General features: G+C 59.7%; 16 protein-coding genes. 13 read left to right on the top strand and 3 right to left on the bottom strand.

Annotated features, from left to right (window positions below):
* Positions 1-2 precede the first annotated feature (2 nt).
* Positions 3-1883, top strand: coding sequence for a putative bifunctional diguanylate cyclase/phosphodiesterase (locus AEP_RS10600; protein ID WP_087495349.1), 1881 nt, complete (start codon positions 3-5; stop codon positions 1881-1883).
* A gap of 62 nt (positions 1884-1945) precedes the next feature.
* Here AEP_RS10600 and AEP_RS10595 read toward each other — a convergent pair whose 3' ends face one another.
* Positions 1946-2251, bottom strand: a complete 306-nt coding sequence (locus AEP_RS10595; protein ID WP_087495348.1) for a PsiF family protein — start codon at positions 2249-2251, stop codon at positions 1946-1948.
* 143 nt (positions 2252-2394) lie between these two features.
* On the opposite strand from AEP_RS10595, the gene argS reads away from it, so the two are divergent.
* The 12 genes from argS to AEP_RS10535 all read left to right on the top strand — a co-directional run bounded on the left by argS (position 2395) and on the right by AEP_RS10535 (position 14224).
* Positions 2395-4092, top strand: a complete 1698-nt coding sequence (gene argS / locus AEP_RS10590; protein ID WP_087495347.1) for an arginine--tRNA ligase — start codon at positions 2395-2397, stop codon at positions 4090-4092.
* Positions 4093-4113: 21 nt separating this feature from the next.
* Entirely contained in the window at positions 4114-4785 is a 672-nt protein-coding gene (locus AEP_RS10585) for an SPOR domain-containing protein (RefSeq protein ID WP_087495346.1), read from the top strand.
* 60 nt (positions 4786-4845) lie between these two features.
* Positions 4846-5502, top strand: coding sequence for a thiol:disulfide interchange protein DsbA/DsbL (locus AEP_RS10580; RefSeq protein WP_087497283.1), 657 nt, complete (start codon positions 4846-4848; stop codon positions 5500-5502).
* Positions 5503-5600: 98 nt separating this feature from the next.
* A complete protein-coding gene (locus AEP_RS10575; RefSeq protein WP_087495345.1) occupies positions 5601-6533 on the top strand; it encodes an exopolyphosphatase in 933 nt (310 codons plus the stop codon).
* A 74-nt stretch (positions 6534-6607) separates the two neighbouring features.
* The gene (gene lptA, locus AEP_RS10570; RefSeq protein ID WP_087495344.1) at positions 6608-7213 is read left to right on the top strand and encodes a lipopolysaccharide transport periplasmic protein LptA; all 606 of its coding nucleotides are present in this window, start codon (positions 6608-6610) and stop codon (positions 7211-7213) included.
* Positions 7210-7986 (top strand): LPS export ABC transporter ATP-binding protein, encoded by a 777-nt coding sequence (gene lptB / locus AEP_RS10565; protein ID WP_087495343.1) that lies wholly within the window; start codon positions 7210-7212, stop codon positions 7984-7986. Before lptA ends, lptB begins: the two co-directional genes overlap by 4 nt.
* An 8-nt stretch (positions 7987-7994) precedes the next feature.
* Positions 7995-9593: an RNA polymerase factor sigma-54 gene (locus AEP_RS10560; RefSeq protein WP_087495342.1), complete on the top strand. Its 1599-nt coding sequence runs from the start codon at positions 7995-7997 to the stop codon at positions 9591-9593.
* A 23-nt stretch (positions 9594-9616) separates the two neighbouring features.
* The gene (locus tag AEP_RS10555; protein WP_157673126.1) at positions 9617-11152 is read left to right on the top strand and encodes a rhodanese-like domain-containing protein; all 1536 of its coding nucleotides are present in this window, start codon (positions 9617-9619) and stop codon (positions 11150-11152) included.
* 9 nt (positions 11153-11161) lie between these two features.
* On the top strand, positions 11162-12436 hold the full coding sequence (locus tag AEP_RS10550) for a THUMP domain-containing class I SAM-dependent RNA methyltransferase (RefSeq protein ID WP_087495340.1): 1275 nt from the start codon (positions 11162-11164) through the stop codon (positions 12434-12436).
* The gene (locus AEP_RS10545) at positions 12429-12845 is read left to right on the top strand and encodes a putative toxin-antitoxin system toxin component, PIN family (RefSeq protein ID WP_087495339.1); all 417 of its coding nucleotides are present in this window, start codon (positions 12429-12431) and stop codon (positions 12843-12845) included. Before AEP_RS10550 ends, AEP_RS10545 begins: the two co-directional genes overlap by 8 nt.
* Positions 12846-13082: 237 nt before the next feature.
* Complete coding sequence (locus AEP_RS10540) at positions 13083-13274, top strand: hypothetical protein (protein ID WP_087495338.1); 192 nt, start codon at positions 13083-13085, stop codon at positions 13272-13274.
* An 89-nt stretch (positions 13275-13363) separates the two neighbouring features.
* The gene (locus tag AEP_RS10535; RefSeq protein ID WP_087495337.1) at positions 13364-14224 is read left to right on the top strand and encodes a hypothetical protein; all 861 of its coding nucleotides are present in this window, start codon (positions 13364-13366) and stop codon (positions 14222-14224) included.
* Between the two features lies 1 nt (position 14225).
* Here the strand turns inward: AEP_RS10535 and AEP_RS10530 are convergent, their stop codons facing one another.
* Positions 14226-17012 carry a sensor histidine kinase gene (locus AEP_RS10530; RefSeq protein ID WP_087495336.1) on the bottom strand — a complete coding sequence of 929 codons (2787 nt, stop codon included), beginning with the start codon at positions 17010-17012 and terminating at the stop codon, positions 14226-14228.
* A gap of 39 nt (positions 17013-17051) precedes the next feature.
* Positions 17052-18680: an FMN-binding glutamate synthase family protein gene (locus AEP_RS10525; RefSeq protein WP_087495335.1), complete on the bottom strand. Its 1629-nt coding sequence runs from the start codon at positions 18678-18680 to the stop codon at positions 17052-17054.
* Positions 18681-18725 lie beyond the last annotated feature (45 nt).

Raw genomic sequence — 18725 nt, 5'->3', positions numbered from 1 at the left:
CCATGAACACCCCCGTACCGCCGCAAGACTCCGCTGTACGGGGTGCGCGGCTGCCTTTCCGGGCGCGCCGTATGCGCCAGCTGGCCTGGTCGGTCATGGGGGCTTTCGGGTTGATCGGAGTCAGTTATCTCCTGCAGCAAAACTGGTGGGTGGCGGGCCTCCTGCTCACAGGAACCGCTGCGACCGCCTACAGCCTGCACGCTCAAGCGGAGTACGAGAGCGACCGCGGATTTGTGATCATCCTGTGGATCATCTGGGCGACGGTGTCCGGCCTGATGTGGATCAGCAATGGTCTCCAAGACGTCGCCCTGTTGGCCTATCCCATTATTCTGGTTGTCGCGGGCCTGTTGCTTGGGGGCAGGCATTTCATTTATTACCTCGCAGCCATGCTGCTTTTCAGCGCGTTTCTGCAGTACGCCACTTCGGTGTTGCATTGGAGAAGCGATGTCATGAATAGCACCAAGCTGGAGCTGTTGCGTGACGTGTGGGTAGTGTTGGTGGCCAGCGCCTTTGCGGTGTGGATCACTGTGTCTGACTGGCGGAAGTTGCTCGGGGAGTTGCACATCCGCATTGACGAGTACCGGCAATCCCAGGCGCATCTGACCTATCTCTCGCAACACGATGCATTGACCGAATTACCCAATCGCAGCTTGGGGCGTCAACTAATGGAGGCGGCCATCGGTCGTGCGCGAACCACCGGTAGCCATCTGGCTCTGATGTTCGTGGATCTGGATAACTTCAAGTTCATCAATGATTCGGTGGGCCACGCAGCAGGCGACGAGTTTCTGCAACAGATTGCCTCGCGCTTGCGGTCTGCAGTGCGAGAAACGGACGTGGTGATGCGACAGAGTGGCGACGAGTTTCTGGTCGGCTTGCTCGACGTGCCGGATATTCAGGCCGCCAGCAAGGCGGCGAACGAGGTGCTGGAACACCTCGGGGGTGTATATCGCGTGCAGGGTTCGGAGTTGTCGAGCTCCTGCTCCATCGGATTGGCCGTGTACCCCCGGGACGGGCACGATTTCGACACCTTGTTGCGGCATGCGGACTTGGCTATGTACCAGGCCAAGCAGGCGGGCCGCAATACTTTCCGTTTCTTTGATGTGATGATGCAGGACGACTTGAGCGCAAACCCGCGACTCGTGGCGGAACTGCAGACGGCCTTGGTGCGAGGTGAGTTTGTATTGCACTACCAACCGGTGGTCGATATGCAGGATCACCGCTTATTGGGCGCCGAGGCGCTGATACGCTGGCAGCACCCGGTGCGGGGTTTGTTGGGGCCGGTGGAGTTTATTCCCGCGGCAGAGCGATCCGGCCTGATCGTGGATATCGGGCGCTGGGTGCTGGAAGAGGCCTGCCGGCAGGCCGCGAAATGGCAGCGACTGGGTCAGCCTCTGGTGGTCGCGGTGAACATTTCACCGGTGCAATTGCACCGGGGGGACCTGGAGAGTGCCGTACGCACGGCACTGGCAAACTCCGACCTGCCCGGCGCTTGCCTGGAGCTCGAGATCACCGAATCGGTACTGATGGGAGATGCGACTACGCTCGCCGACACCATCCGCCACCTGAAGGCGCTCGGCGTGTCCATTGCCGTTGATGACTTCGGAACGGGCTATTCCAACCTGGGCTATTTGCAGCGATTTGCTGCCGACAAAATCAAGATTGATCAGTCCTTCGTCCGCGCCATGTTGGCGGAGCCTGGGCAGCAAGCCATCGTGACGGCCATCATCCAGATGGGCAAGAGTCTCAAGTTGCTACCCCATGCCGAGGGCGTGGAGAGCGACGATGCCCGCGCCTTGCTATTGGAGATGGGTTGCCGCACCGGGCAGGGCTATTGGTTCGCACGGCCTTTGGCGGCAGACATGTTCGCCACCAGCTTTCTTTAGGCTCAGGCCAACAAAAAACCCGGCCAGGGGCCGGGTCGTTGGGTGCAGTTCGCGAAGTTGGATTACTTGGCGCTCAGGCACTCTTTCATGAAAGCTTTGCGCTCGTCGCCTTTTTTGTCTTTGGCGTCGGCGTTGCAGGTCTTCATTTTGTTTTGCTGCGCAGTCTTGCCGTCTTCGGCTGCTGCGGGCTTGGCGCTCAGGCACTCCTTCATGAAGGCTTTGCGCTCATCGCCCTTTTTGTCTTTGGCATCCGCATTGCAAGTCTTCATTTTGCTCTGCTGTGCGGTGGGTGCCTTGTCATCTGCAGCGTGCGCGCCGCCCACTGCCAGAGCCAGACCCAAAGCCATGAGAGAGATCAGTTGCTTCATTTGTAGTCCCGTGTGAAAAGTTGGCAGCGACCTGCCGTTGCAGAAATCCCGTATAGGGAACCTCAGCATACAACGGCCCGATGACAGTCTGCGATGACAAAGTCACAGAAACTGCGGTTTTCCGTGGCCCGTAAAATCCATGGATGCTTACTGTCAAACACGAACTTCTGCAGGCGCTGGCCGCCTGCCTTGAAAAACTCTCTCCCGGCGCCGGCCCCAAGGCCGCCTTCGAGTCGCCCAAAGTTGCCGCCCATGGCGACTTTGCCACCACCGCCGCCATGCAGCTGGCCAAGCCGTTGAAAATGAACCCGCGCCAGCTCGCAGAAACGCTGCGCGGCGAATTGCTGGCCACGCCGGTGTACCAACAGTGGGTACAGGACATTGAAATTGCCGGCCCCGGCTTCATCAACATCCGCCTCAAACCTGCTGCCAAGCAGGAGGTGGTGCGCGAAGTGCTGGGCGACGGCGCACGTTTCGGCTACCAGCCAGAAAGTGGCAAGCCGGTATTGGTGGAGTTTGTATCGGCTAACCCCACCGGCCCCTTGCACGTGGGCCACGGCCGCCAGGCCGCGCTGGGCGACGCGATTTGCAACCTGTTTGCCACCCAAGGCTACAAGGTGCACCGCGAGTTTTATTACAACGACGCGGGCGTGCAGATCGACACGTTGACCAAAAGCACCCAGCTGCGCGCCAAGGGCTTCAAGCCCGGTGACAGCTGCTGGCCTACCGACCCTGACAACCCGGAAAGCAAGGCCTTTTACAACGGCGACTACATCGCCGACATCGCTGAAGCCTTCAAGGCCAAGGCCTCCATCAAGGCCGATGACCGTGAGTTCACTGCGAATGGCGATGTGGACGACTACGACAACATCCGCCAATTCGCGGTGGCCTACCTGCGCAATGAGCAGGACAAGGACCTGCAGGCCTTCAATCTGCACTTTGATCAGTACTACTTGGAATCCAGCCTGTACACCAGTGGTCGTGTAGATGCCGCCGTGAACAAGCTGGTGGGCAACGGCAAGACTTATGAGCAAGACGGCGCGCTCTGGCTCAAGAGCACCGACTATGGCGACGACAAAGACCGTGTCATGCGCAAGAAAGACGGTAGCTACACCTACTTTGTGCCGGACGTGGCTTACCACATCGCCAAGTGGGAGCGCGGTTTTGCCAAGGTGGTCAACATCCAGGGCACCGACCACCATGGCACCATTGCACGCGTGCGTGCCGGCTTGCAAGCGGCCGATGTGGGCATTCCCCAAGGCTACCCCGACTATGTGCTGCACACCATGGTGCGCGTGGTGCGCGGTGGCGAAGAGGTCAAGATCAGCAAGCGTGCGGGCAGTTATGTGACCCTGCGCGACCTGATCGAGTGGACCAGCAAGGATGCCGTACGCTTCTTCCTACTGAGCCGCAAGCCGGACACTGAGTACACCTTCGATGTGGACCTGGCCGTGCAGAAGAACAACGACAACCCCGTCTATTACGTGCAGTACGCGCACGCGCGCATCTGTTCGGTGCTGGCGAGCTGGAGTGGCGAAGTTGCCGCACTCAAGGGCGTGGACCTCTCGGCATTGGAAAGTCCCCAGGCACAGGCCTTGATGCTGCTGTTGGCCAAGTTCCCCGAAATGCTGACCGCTGCAACGGAAGGCGAGGCTCCGCACGACGTGACCTTCTACTTGCGCGAGCTGGCCGCCAGCTACCACAGCTACTACGATGCCGAGCGCATTCTGGTGGATGATGAGGCGGTCAAGTTGGCCCGCCTGGCCTTGGTCGCCGCGACTGCGCAAGTGCTGCACAATGGTCTGGCCGTGCTGGGCGTGAGTGCCCCGCAAAAGATGTAATTCCTTCAAAGAAAGCAAGGCATGAAGAACGAGCGTGGTGGGACCCTGGTCGGGTTCATCGTGGGCGTGGTGGTGGGATTGGGCGCCGCTCTGGCGGTGGCGGTGTACGTCACCAAGGTCCCGGTGCCTTTCATGAACAAGAGCCAAAGCCGCAGTGCGGACCAGGATGCGGCTGAAGCCCAGAAGAACAAAAATTGGGATCCCAACGCGCCCATGTATGGCAAGAATCCCGCGCCGGCAGTGCCTGTGGCTACCGTGCCCGGCACGCCAGCTTCGGGTGCTAAAGCCGCGGGCAAGGTGGTAGAGGCCAAGCCTGATGCCAAGGCCGATCCGAAAGCGGACGCCAAGGCAGACCCCAAAGCTGCAGCGAAGCCGGATGCGAAGGCCGACGCCAAGGCATCCGCCGACCCACTGGGTGACTTGGCCAAGGCCAAAGCAGGTACGGTGGATGGCGATGTGTTTACCTACTGGGTGCAGGTCGGGTCTTTCCGCTCTGCAGAAGATGCAGAAAGCCAGCGCGCCAAGTTGTCACTGAGTGGCATCGAGACCAAGATCTCGGAGCGGGAGCTTTCCGGCAAGCAGGTCTTCCGCGTACGCGTAGGCCCCTTCGACAAGAAGGATGACGCGGACAAAGCCAAGGAAAAAATGGACAAGGCCGGCTTGGAAACTGCCCTGGTTCGCGTTCAACGCTGAGTCTTTCCCGGAACTTTCGGCGGTGGGTCCACTCACACCGCCTCTATGGAGTCTTTTGAAATGAAACGTCGCGCATTCACTCACGTGGCCACGGGTGCCGCTCTGGTCGCTTCCACAGCCTGGTCTCCCTTGGTTCAGGCCCAAGCCAAGAAGCCCCAAGCGGGAACCGATTACTTGCCGCTGGATCCCCGCGCACCGACCGAAGCCCCCGCTGGCAAGATCGAAGTGGTCGAGTTCTTCTGGTACAACTGCCCGCACTGCAATGCGTTTGAGCCCCTGTTGCAGGGCTGGATCAAAACCCTGCCGAAAGACGTGTCCTTCCGTCGCGCGCCGGTTGCATTCCAGGAAAGCTTCGTACCTCAGCAGCGCCTGTACTACACCTTGGAAGCCATGGGCTTGGTGGAGAAGTTGCACGCCAAAGTGTTCAACGCCATTCACAACGAAAAACAAAACCTTGCCCGACCTGAAGCCATCCTGGAATGGGTGGCTCAGCAAGGCGTGGACAAGGACAAGTTCGTGGCGCAGTACAACTCCTTTACGGTAGCCACCAAGGCAGGTAAAGCAGCCCAGTTGCAGAACGCTTACAAGGTGGAAGGCGTGCCAGCTTTGGGTATTGCCGGTCGTTTTTACACCGATGGCTCTCTCGCCGGCAACATGCCTCGCGCATTGCAAGTGGTGGAGTCCCTGGTCGCTGACGTTCGCGCCGGCCGCGGTTGATGCGACCGTGGCGGTCCGGCTTTGTGCCTGACCGCCGCACACCGCCAAAGGCGGGGCTAGAATGAATTTCCTTATCTTTGCGTCAAGGGTTTCGTTCTATGTCGAGTCAGAAATTCCGTCTGGTTACCCGTAGCGATTTCGATGGACTGGTGTGCGCCGTCCTGCTCAACGAGCTGGACTTGATAGACGACATCAAGTTCGTTCACCCCAAAGACATGCAAGACGGCAAGGTGGAGGTGTCCAACCGCGACATCACCACCAACCTGCCTTATGTACCGGGTGTGCACCTTGCGTTTGACCACCACGAATCCGAGACCATTCGCAATACCGGCGAACGCTCAAACCACATCATCCTGCCGCATGCGGACTCTGCTGCCCGCGTGGTGTACGACCACTACGGCGGTGCCAGCCGCTTTCCGGCGCGCTTTTACGACATGATGGAAGCGGTAGACAAGGGCGACTCCGCGCGTTTCTGCCATGACGAGATCATGAATCCTAGCGGTTGGGTGCTCCTGAACTATCTGATGGATTCGCGCACGGGCTTGGGTCGCTTCCGCGAGTTCCGCGTCAGCAATTACCAGCTGATGATGGATTTGATTCAGTACTGCCGTAACCACGGCATCGACGAAATTCTGCAGTTACCGGACGTGGTGGAGCGCGTGGAGCTGTATTTCGAACATGCCGGAAAGGCCAAGGAGCAGCTTTTGCGCTGTTCCACAGTGCATGGCAACCTTCTGGTGCTGGACTTGCGCAATGAAGAAACCATCTACGCCGTGAACCGTTTCATGGTTTATGCATTGTTCCCGCAGACCAATATTTCCATCCACGTGCTCTGGGGTTTGCAAAAGCAAAACACCGTGTTTGCCACCGGCAAGTCCATCACCAACCGCAGTTCCAACACCCATATCGGGGAGCTCATGCTGAGTTACGGCGGAGGCGGCCATGCCAATGCGGGAACCTGCCAGGTCGACAACGCGCAGGCCGCAGATGTGCTTCAAGCACTGATCAGCAAAATTAACGCCGACGGTTGAGCGCACCAAGGGCAGGAAGCCCGAAGCGCTCGGTACAATGCAACGAGCGCTCTTCGAGCAAGTTTCGTGCCCTTATGAAAAAAATCCTGTTCTCCCTGTCAGTACTGCTGGCCCTGTGCGGTGTGGCGGAGGGTATTCGGGCCGAAAAGGCTGATCGCAACAAACCGATGAACGTGGAGTCGGACGCGTTGCGGTACGACGACCTCAAGCAGGTCAGTGTGTTTTCCGGCAATGTGGTGCTCACCAAGGGCTCCATCCTGATCCGTGGCGCGCAAATCGAGGTGCGCCAGGACCCTGAGGGCTATCAATATGGTCTGGTGACCGGCGCTCCCGGCAAGCAGGCCTTCTTCCGCCAGAAGCGTGATGGACTGGAAGAGTTCATCGAAGGCGAGGGGGACACCATTGAGTACGACGGCAAGGCCGATACCGTGCGCTTCATCAAAAAAGCCCAGATGCGCCGTTTGCGGGGTGCGACGGTGGCCGACGAGGTGACCGGTGCGGTCATCGTGTACGAGAACCTGACCGATCGTTTTACCGTAGATGGCACCCCCAAGACAGCTGCTGCACCCGCAGGCCGTGTGCGTGCCATGCTGACCCCCAAGGCCGATCCGGTCACGACACCACCCGCTGCAGGTGCGGTGCTCAAGCCCACGACCCAGATTGAGAAAGCTGTTCCGTGAACGCAGCAGTACCCGATACCCCGGACAGCGCTACCGGGCGGCTTGAGGCCCGCCACCTTCAGAAGTTTTACGGCAAGCGGCAGGTCGTCAAAGATGTTTCTCTGGCCGTGCGCACCGGTGAAGTGGTGGGCTTGCTGGGCCCCAACGGTGCCGGCAAAACGACCTCGTTTTACATGATTGTGGGTCTGCTGCGCGCGAGCGCCGGCGACATCACCATTGACGGCCAGAGCATCGAGCACATGCCGATCCACCGGCGCGCCCGCTTGGGGCTCGGCTACCTGCCGCAAGAAGCCTCCATCTTCCGCAAGCTCAATGTGGAAGACAACGTGCGTGCAGTGCTGGAATTGCAGCGCGATGATGCCGGTGCGCCTCTGAAGCCGGCTGAGATCGAGCACCGGCTTACCGATTTGCTGCAAGAGCTCCGTGTGGAGCATTTGCGGGAGTCTCCGTCGCTTGCCCTCTCCGGTGGCGAGCGCCGTCGGGTGGAAATAGCCCGCGCGCTGGCGACTAGGCCGCGTTTCATCCTGCTGGATGAGCCTTTTGCAGGTATCGACCCGATTGCGGTGATCGAAATCCAACGCATCATCAACTTCCTGAAGGCGCGTGGCATTGGCGTGTTGATTACGGACCATAACGTGCGCGAAACGCTGGGTATTTGCGACCACGCCTACATCATCAGCGACGGGCACGTGCTGGCCGAAGGCACTCCGGCGGATATCGTGAACAACGCCGATGTCCGCCGCGTCTACCTCGGCGAAAACTTCAAGATGTAAGCGGATCGATGAAACAAGGTCTTTCGCTTCGCGTCTCGCAGCATCTGGCGCTCACCCCGCAGCTGCAACAATCCATCCGCTTGCTGCAACTCTCCACGCTGGAGCTCAGCCAGGAGGTGGAGCAGATGCTGGACGAAAACCCCTTCCTGGAGCTCACCGAAGAGCGTGCTGAGCGGGAAGACTTTGGCCTGGATGCGGTAGATGCACCGGTGAGTGATGGAGACCGTCTATCCGAAGAAGGCGACTTTGCTCCTAATTCGATAGCTGACTATGCAAGCAGTACAAGCGCTAGCAGCTCGAATGAGGATGAGACAACTCCGCTGTCCGGCAGCGATGAACCCGACTGGGAGGGCGACGGCACCACAGAGATGACCCCCGACGACGGCGAGTGGGGTGTGGATGCCAAAGCCAAAACCAACAACCTGGACGACGACGAGCAGAAGGATGCGACCGAACTGGCACGTTCGGGCGAGTCTTTGCAGTCCTTTCTGCACCGCCAAGCCGCCGGTTTGCGCTTGAGCGCCGAGGATGCGGCCGCACTGCGCTTCCTGATCGAGTCCCTCAACGACGACGGCTACCTGGAAGACCCGCTGGCCGAGCTAGCCCAGAGTCTGCACCCTGCCGACGAAGAGCAGCTCCACGAACTGGTGCACCACTTCACTGTGGCATTGGGCCTGCTTCACAGCCTGGAACCGGTCGGCGTCGGTGCGCGTGACTTGGGTGAATGTTTGCGCTTGCAGCTGCGGGCATTGCTGACCACCGCAGATGAAGATGGCGAATTGGATCGCACTGAGGTACTGCAGGTGGCTTTGGCCATTTGCAAGCAACCCATGGAACTGCTGGCCCGTCGCGACATCAAGCGCCTCGTGCAAGCAGGTGTGGGTAGCGATGCTCTGGTGCGCGAGGCTATTGCGCTCATAGCCCGTCTGGAGCCCAAGCCCGGCCGCCGCTTCATTGATGTGGAGCGCAATATCGTCGTACCTGATGTGATGGTGGTGCCCATCGGCAAAGTGGGCGGAATGCCCAAATTCCGGGTGCAACTGAATCCGGATGTGATGCCGCGCCTCAAGGTGCACGACATTTACGCCAATGTGCTGCGCAACCACAAAGCCAGCTCCAGCCACGCCGGTCTGCAGCAGCGCCTGCAGGAGGCGCGCTGGTTCATCAAGAACATCCAACAGCGCTTTGACACCATCCTGCGCGTGAGCACAGCGATTGTGGAGCGTCAGAAAAACTTCTTCACCCATGGCGAACTGGCCATGCGCCCGCTGGTGCTGCGCGAAATTGCAGACGAACTGGGCTTGCATGAATCCACCATCAGCCGGGTGACCACTGCCAAATACATGGCGACGCCCTTCGGCACGTTTGAGTTGAAGTATTTCTTCGGGTCCGGCCTGGGCACGGAGTCCGGCGGCAATGCCTCCAGCACGGCGGTGCGGGCGCTGATCAAGCAGTTCATCGCCTCCGAGAGCCCGAAAAAGCCCTTGAGCGACAACCAGATTTCCGACATGCTCAAAGAGCAGGGCATTGAATGCGCCCGGCGCACCGTGGCCAAATACCGCGAGGGCCTGAAGATTGCCCCCGCCTCGCTGCGCAAGGCGCTTTGAATCAAGTAAACAGGGAGTTGAGTATGGGCCACGGTTTTCGCAACTGGGTCAGGTGGATCTGCTGCGTCAGCCTGATGTCGGGTGCATTCATAGGTTCACAGGCCATGACCCTGGAGCGGGAGGGAAGCACGCTCTTTGCCACAGGCCCAGTGGAAGACGATTTTGGTAAATTCAAGAATGCGTTGGAGGTGTCTGGTCTTGAGCAGATCGTGTTCGTGAATTCGCCCGGAGGCGATTTATGGACCGGGATGCGTGTGGGGCGGATCATTGCGGATTCCGGTGTGAAAACGGTGACTGCGGGTTACTGCGTGTCAGCCTGTTCCATCATGTTCATGGGTGGCCGGGAGCGTACGTTCTCCGACGCATTCCGCGCGAATGTCACCTATGTCGGTATTCATGGGCCATCCAGCAAAACGACGCGTGCCGTGACCAGCGAACATGCGCCTCAGATTTATGCCTTCTTCAAAATGACCATGGGGGAGCGTTTCAACGCGGCGCTCATGAATAAGGCCTTTTTTGAAATGGATGATGCTGGTTCGTTACTGCGAGTTTTCGATATGGCGCGCACTCCCAAGCGCGTCACTTACCATTGCCGCTCGCAGCAGACACCCCGCAACGAATGCACAGAGTTTCCCGAAGCGGATGCACTCAGTATCGGACTGATCACCGGTACCGCCCTCACCAAAGTTACGCTCCCGGCGAGCATGCAATCTTCACCCAAAATTCTGGGGGCGACCTTGGACACGCCCATTGCAGACAGGACGGCATTTCTCACGGCGATTGCCGCAAAATCTTGTGTGTCCGATGGCTGCAAGACGCTGGTGCAAAACTATGCGAACCTCAAAGAGCACAGCGCGATCGTTACAGCGGTTGATGCTCCCGGTGTGGGGACGACCGCTGACAAGGATTCACCCAATCAGGCGGCACTGGCGGCTTTGTTTGCTTGCAATCACATTAAGGATCGGCCTGTACGTTTGTGTACGGTAGTCGGCGTCAATGGATTCGACATACAACCCACAGTTGCCGCAGCCCGTGCCAGCCACGAGAGTGCATTAGCCATGCTTGCCGTTCCCGCGGAGAAGTTCTACGGTAACGAACAATTCGGTGGAGGATTCTCTTCCGCGACTGGATTGCGAACAGAACGATATTCCGACGCCACGCCGTCCAAAGCAGAGGGAATTCAGGTAATCGGTACCCAAGACTTGGTCAACGCCATGAAATCCACTCAAGCTCCCGTATTGATCGACGTGAGTGGTTTGGACGATGTGATTCCGGGTTCGTCTGCACTCTTGTTTGCCGGTGTTGCATATGCAGACACAGCCAAAGACGCTGCTTTGGAGCAGCGTATCGTGAGTTTGCTCAAACTCCTGGCACCCGATCCGCAACGTCCGATCGTCTTCATCGGTTCCAATCGGGACGATTGGCGCGGCTTGAATGCTGCTTTCAGAGCCCGCAAGGCGGGGTATGCCCAAGTGGCCTGGTATCGGGGCGGTATTGCCGCGTGGAAGTCAGCGGCATTGCCCCAAGCCCGACTCATAGTGAATGCGGTGGCCAACTAAGGATTTGAATTGAACCAATTGACACTTTTTCTCCCCTGCGCCGCCGGCGTGGAGGAATATCTGGCGCCGGAGATTTTGCAGATCACCGGCTTACCACCCGGCTGCATCACCAAGCAGCGCGGGGGCGTAGCCGTGCGCACCGGGTTTGAGCATGCGATGCTGCTCAACCTGTACAGCCGGTTGGCCCAGCGGGTGTTGGTGCTGGTGTCGTACACCGAATACCGCAGCGAGCAGGACCTGTACCGCGCCGCCATGCAAGTGGCGTGGGAGCGCTGGTTCACTCCGCGCGAAAGTATCAAGGTGGAAGTCACTGCCCAGCACAGCCCGCTCACCTCGCTCAACTTTGCGGCCCTCAAAGTGAAGGACGCCGTGTGCGACCGCTTCCGCGAAGTGGCGGGCGGTGTGCGGCCGGACGTGAATACCCAATGGCCCGATGTGCGCATTTACGCCCACCTGACCACCGATGCCTGCTCGCTCTACATCGACACTTCCGGCGAACCGTTGTTCAAGCGGGGCTGGCGTGAGGACAAGGGCGATGCGCCACTCAAAGAAACCCTGGCGGCCGCCATGATCGCTGCCAGCGGCTGGGCCTCGGGAGACGACGATCTGCTGCCCTTGTACGACCCTTGCTGCGGCAGCGGCACCGTTGTCATTGAGGCGGCGCAGATTGCCTGCAACATCGCAGCCGGTTCGCTGCGCCGGTTTGCGTTTGAGAAGTACAAGCCCTTCCGCTCCGAGGAATGGGCTGCCATGAAAAAAGAAGCTGCTGACGCCGTCGTGAAGCCGGAGCCAGGCCAGAAAGCCTTGATTTACGGCAGCGATGTGTCCTTCCGGATGGTCGACTTTGCCGAGCGCAATGCGCAGCGCGCGGGTGTGGCCGATGTGATCGAGTTCCGCGGCGGCGATGCTTTGCAGCGTATGCCCCCGATTGATGTGACCGAGACCGGTGGTGGCGTGATGGTCATCAACCCGCCGTACGGCGAGCGTATCGGCATCGGCGGCGTAGCGGGTGAGGGCGAAGGTGCCCGTTTCGGCGCCCGCGAGCTGGCAGAGGCGGACGATGGCGTGGACTTCTTCAACCAGCTGGCCAGCCACTGGAAAAAGAACTACAGCGGATGGACCGCCTGGATGCTCACCCCCGACCTCAAGCTGCCCAGCAAAATGCGCCTCAAAGAGTCCCGCCGTGTGCCCATGTGGAACGGTCCGCTGGAGTGCCGTCTTTTCAAGTTCGACATGGTGAAGGGCCGACTGGCCAAACCTTCTGCTCCCGAGGCGCATGACTGAGCTGGTGCCCGGCATCGTGCTGGACACCAACATCGTGCTCGATTTGTTGGTGTTCAAAGACCCCCTGACCTTGCCGCTGTGCGAAGCCTTGGAGACGGGTCAGTTGCGATGGCTGTCGACGGACGCCATGCGTGAAGAGTTGGATCGGGTGCTGGCCTACCCCCAGATTGCCAAGCGTCTTGCGTTTTACGGCCTGGACCCGCAGGATGTGCTGGCGGCGCGTGATGCTTGGGTGCTTACCGTGGACCCCGCCCCCAAAGCACCTGTCACCTGCAAAGATCCGGACGACCAGCGCTTTATCGACCTGGCCGTGGCCCACCGGTGCCTGGTGCTGAGCAAGGACCATGCGGTACTTTCCATGGCAAAACGCCTTCTGGCGCTCGGTGCGTCTGCACGGGCAGCTATTTAATTTATAGCATTTGATATCGGACGTAGCGGTGGCTCATGGCCATGACGACCGCGTCATATGCCCCCAATCGGTGGGGGATATCACCCGGTTTTCGGGGGTCTCCCAACCGTGATTTCCTAAGTGCTTGATTTTCATGGGAAATTTTCCCGCAAAAACTGGCATGTTTCGCGCTATCTCCAGAAGCGCTGCTGACCATGGGGGTCGGCGGCACAACCCTCTCCTGGAAAGGAAATCATCATGCGTACATCTTTCATGCTTCGTTCCGTACTGGTTGCCGCAGCCTTCGGCAGCCTGTCTTTGCTCCCCAATGTGGCTGCTGCCCGCGAAGGTGCCCAAAGTGTTGGCAAGGGCATCAAGTGCTATACCGCCGCGGTGCAGCAGGCTGATGGCACCGTCAAATACCAGCGCGTTTGCTACAAGGGCGTTTGATGCTTTGCAGGTGGAGCGGCGCTCTGGCGCTGTTTCCTCTGTGCGCGCTCGTCGCGGGCCATGGGGCCCCGGCGTGCGCGCAGTCGTTGGTGTCGAGCCAGCTGCAAATTGACACGGGCATAGGGCACGAGGCGCAGAGTGCTCCGGTCTTCCAGCTCACCCCGGAAAGCACCATCGTGTACCTCGACGACCTCAAGCACCTGAGCGGTGAACATGTGCGGACCAGCGTGCAGGCCTCCGCCGAATGGGCATGGGACAAAGGCTTTACCGTATCTCTCGCCGGTGATGCCACCCTCAAAAAGTCACCAGCAAAACCCGATCTCGATTACCAGACTGTCTCTGTGCAGCCCTCATTGATGCATCCCTTGTGGGGTGGCAGTGGCGGCGTAGGTGTAAATCTCCAGACCTTTGATGTAGGCGGCGCGCATTTTCGTGACAGTACCGGCCTGATCCTGAACTGGACCCGTGCGGACGCCGAGTCCATGTGGGGTGTGGTGGCAGAAATCTCCGAATACCGCCATGGCGCAGATCTGCGGGACATGGATGCCACGTCTCGCTCCCTGTTGCTTCTGCGCCAGTACACCGATCCTTGCAAAGCCATTTCAGGTTTGGACTTTTCGGCCATCGTGGGCCGGGAGGAGAACCGCTGGGGCTATGCAGATCTCTCGAATCGCAGTGCGCTGCTCAGCGCGACTGTGCATTGGTCCATGTGGGGCGGTGATTGGTCTTTCGGCCGCAGCTACCGGCGGGCCGTTTTTGACGAAAGCGCCTTTGAGGATGATCCCGTCCGGATGGACGCTACCCATATGACCGACCTCTCAGCCCAATGGCCGTTGACCTCCAAGGTATCGCTGCGGGTTGAAATGAACGATTCGGTCAGCCGTTCCACGACCCGGCTCTATGACAACAACTTCCGACAGTTCAGTGTGACCTTGAGAACGCAGATCTAGCCTAGCCGGGTGCCACCTGCGGCAAGGCAATCCGGATATGGGTTCCACTTCCCTCTTCACTTTCAATGCCTATGTGGCCGCCCAGCACATTGCTGACGAGGTTGTAGACGATGTACATCCCCAAGCCACTGCCACCGCGCCCTAGTTTGGTGGTGTAGAAAGGCTCGAAGATATGGGGCAGGCTGGACGCAGGAATCCCACGTCCGTTGTCGGCGTAATGCAGCATCACCATGACTCCCTCCAGACGCGCCTCGATGGAGATACGCCCGCTGTCCATGCCGTCGAATCCGTGATGGACGGAGTTGCTCAGCAGGTTGGTCAGCACCTGCTCCAAGGGGCCCGGGTAGCTGTCGAGCTCCAGATCCCCGGCGATCTCCAGCTGAACCTCATGATCCGGGGTCTTGAACATCGGCTTGGCGGTGTGCAGTACTTCCCCTACCACGGCCAGCAGCTGGAACCTGCGGCGCCTGCTGCTGGTCTGGTCGACGGCCACTTCTTTGAAGTCATTGATCAATTTGGCAGCCCGGCTTGCATTCCGTTCAATCAACTGGCTGGCCTCTTCAATGCGCTGCGCGCCCTTCTCGACATCCGAACGCCGTGCCGTGCCCGAAAGCAGCTTCTGCCCGAAAGACGCCGCTTCCTCGGTGAGTGTGGAGGCGACCGCCATCACGTTACCGATCGGGGTATTGAGCTCGTGGGCCACCCCCGCGACGAGACTGCCCAGTGCGGCCAATTTCTCGCTTTGCACCAATTGACCCATGGCACGTTGCAGTTCCTGATTGCGGGCCTCCACCCGGGCTTCGAGTTCGCGGTTCAAGTCCTGCAGATTGGTCTGGATGCGCTTGAGCTGGGTGACATCAATCAGGGTCTCAATGGCTCCGCTGATTTTGCCGTCGGCATCCCTGAGGGGGGCCGCACAATACCGGCCCCACATGCCTTTGGTACCGTCGTGGTTGCTGAAATAGTCCTCTCCTTCCAAAGCACCTGGCAGGTCTGTGCTCTGGCGTAGCTTGGTCGGGTAATGGCGCGCCAGTGTTTCTGCATCAGCGCCGTCCACCAGCAGGTTGACCAGTGTGGGGCGTGCGGTTTTGTAAATGCCGCGCCAGCTGTTGGTGGTGCCCACCACCTCACTGGCAGGCACGCCCGTCAAGCGGGTCATTTGCGGATTCCAGAACGTGACCCGGTGTTCTGCATCAATCGCAAACACAGCGATGGGCAGGTTCTCATAGATCTGCCGGATGCGATGTTCGAGCTCACGGGCCCGTTGCTCTGCCAGCTTGCGATCGCTGATGTCCCGGACGGTAGACACTGTGCGAACGCGGTTCCCCATTTCCATGCGCACCATCGAAATCTCGGACCAGAACTGGCTGCCATCTTTGCGTCGTTGGTGCCACTCAAAGACTTGCTGCCCGGTCTGCAAAACGCGGGCAAAGCGCTCCTGAACCGCCTCTTCGGTGAACTCCCCCCCGATGGCCGTCAATTCATGGGGCTGCAGAAGACGGGCTTCTGCGGGCGTGTAGCCGAACAAGGCTTCGAAGCGTGGGTTGATATCCACCACCCGGCCACTGGCGACATCCCGCACGATCATGGCGTCGGGGCTGTGGTCGAACAGTTCGCGGTACTTCTTTTCGCTGGCACGAATGGCCCGTATGGCCGCTCTGCGGCTGTACATTCCGTAGATCAACAAACCGATGATGACCAGCAAACTGCTGAATAGTGCCAGCAGCCATGCACGGTGAGGGCGCAGGTCATCCCATGGGTCAGCGGGCCGGTTGAGCAGGACCGCATTGGCCGGCAGCAGATCCAGGGGAATGCCCCAGCGCTCCATTTGTTGGAAGTCGAAAGTGGCCTTGCCGGGAACAGACGACATGGGCAAGGGCACGGTGATACTGCCGGTCATCAGTTGCTGTGCCAGGCGACCTGTGGCTTGACCTTGTTCGAGGCCCGAAACAAGATAGCCGCCGAGAATGCCCGGACGCATGGCCACATCCCGGGTCACGGCTACCGGCGCGTTCGACGCATGGGCCCACAAATCCGCAGCCTCCTCGTGAGAGAAGTGCGTGCCTCTGGCGTCTTTGTTGAACGGCAGTGCAAATACCAAATCGTTCGCCGTCAACAGGCCGAGCTTTGCTTGGATGGCTTCTGCATTCAGACCGGTCAAAAACTCCACTTGCAAGCCGGCAAGTGGCCGGATCACTTCGCGCAGGGTCTCCACCTGGGCCAGGCTGGTGCGGCTCTGGTCGTGTATCACGACAAGGCGGCGGGTTTGGGGGCGGAGCTTGAGCACCAACGCCAAGCTGTCTGCAACATCGAGGTCATCAAACACGCCACCGACATTGTTCATCTGCGCCAACGCAGCACGCCGGCTGATGGCCACCCCCGAAAACAGCACTGCGAGGCGGGGAAAGTGCTTGTCTCTGAGGCGCAAGGCCATATCCAAGCCATCGTCATCGGCAGCCAGGATGAGGGCAGGCGGCAGCGCTCCCATCTTGGCGAGCAGCAGGCTTTCGAACTGCTGGTAATAACGCTCACTGGGGGCTGTGCGTTTGGTATCGAGATATTCCACCTGCAGGTCTATGGTGGGCTGCAATGGTGCCAGCTCCTGCCGTACCCCTTCGATCTGCGCATCACTCCACGCCATCCCCTGGTGGTAGGAGGCAATCAGCAGAACCCGCGTGCCTTCAGCATGGAGTGAAGGCGCCCAGAACAGCGCCAACGCCCATAACCAGCACCACGCGACAGCTCCTGAATGCTTGGGAAGTCGGCGTGGGCGAAATGGCGTGTTCATGCAGGCGGGTAACGTTTCTTAGGTTTGGCGCAGCGCGCCTCAATTCGCTTTCAGTGCAAAACTGTCGGCGCTTGCACGGGGCCAAGTCTGGCGATAGATCAGAGGCAACCCGGCCGTCTGGCCGTCCAGCAAGGCCCCGTTGGGTAACTGGGTCAGGATCAATTGCGCAAGTGAGCGTACTTTATTGCCACCGGAGCGACGCACGATGTGGTGGGCAGTAATCTCATTCGGGTGGTGCACTCCCACGGCCTGCACCATTTCCTTTAGAGCAAACAGGGTTTGTTGATGAAAGTTGTAGACCCGGTCCGCCTTGTCGGGTACCACCAGACTTTGCTGACGCAGCGGGTCCTGGGTCGTGACGCCGGTCGGGCAATGGCCGGTGTGGCAATGCTGGGCCTGGATGCACCCCAGCGCAAACATGAATCCCCGGGCGCTGTTGCACCAATCTGCACCCAGGGCCATCAGGCGTGCCACATCAAACGCGCTCACCACTTTGCCGGCCACGCCAATCTTGATGCGTTCGCGCAGGCCCGCGCCCCGCAGGGTGTTGTGCACCAGCAGCAGGCCTTCCTGTACCGGCGCGCCTACGTGGTCGGTGAACTCCAGGGGGGCAGCACCGGTGCCACCTTCAGCCCCATCCACGACGATGAAGTCGGGTGTGATGCCAGTTTCCAACATGGCCTTGACCATGGCAAACCACTCCCACGGATGGCCTATGCACAGCTTCATGCCAGTGGGCTTGCCACCTGAGAGCTCACGCAGGTGGGCAATGAATCGCATCATCTCGATGGGCGTGGAAAACGCGCTGTGCGAGGCTGGTGAAATGCAGTCCACCCCTACCGGCACGCCACGCGCTTCGGCAATTTCAGGCGTTACCTTGGGGCCTGGCAGCATGCCGCCGTGCCCGGGCTTGGCGCCCTGGCTGAGCTTGAGCTCAATCATTTTGACCTGCGGATCGCGAGCGTTGGCGGCGAACTTGTCAGCATTGAAGGTGCCATCCTCATTGCGGCAGCCGAAGTAGCCGGAGGCCACCTCCCAGATGAGGTCACCCCCGTGAACCCGGTGGTGGGCTGAGATGGAGCCCTCGCCCGTGTCGTGCGCAAAGTTACCGCGTTTGGCGCCCTTGTTTAACGCCAGGATCGCGTTGGCGCTCAAGGCGCCGAAGCTCATGGCGGAGATGTTGAACACGCTGGCCGAATAAGGCTGCGCAGTACCTTCACCGATAGTGATACGGAAATCGTGAGAGGCAATCTTGGTCGGAGCTACGGAGTGGTTGACCCATTCATAGCCTTCGGCATGCACATCGAGTTGGGTGCCGAAAGGGCGTTTGTCCGGTTCGCCCTTGGCCCGCTGGTAGACGAGTGAGCGCTGGGAGCGGGAGAAGGGCGTTGCTTCGTTGTCGCTCTCGATGAAGTACTGCCGGATTTCTGGGCGGACAAACTCCAGCATGAAACGCAGGTGCCCGATGATGGGGTAGTTGCGCAGGATGGAGCGCTTGGTCTGGCGAAGGTCATACACCCCGACCCCGACCAGGATAGCCGCCAGCAGGAAGGTGCCGAAGCCCGCACCGAAAACCAGCAGGCTGAACACACTGAGCAGCAGGGCAAAAACGCTCAAACCCATCACGGTGTAGCGGATGGGAAAGACAGCATTCAAAGTGTTAAGCATCGCGGAGTCTCCTTCGGAGAGACAATACCAGCCTGCACTCTCTTT

This window comes from Curvibacter sp. AEP1-3 (genome assembly GCF_002163715.1).
Classification (GTDB): domain Bacteria; phylum Pseudomonadota; class Gammaproteobacteria; order Burkholderiales; family Burkholderiaceae_C; genus Allorhodoferax.
Note: the sequence above shows the minus strand (reverse complement) of the source record. Positions and strands in the feature narration are given on the sequence as shown.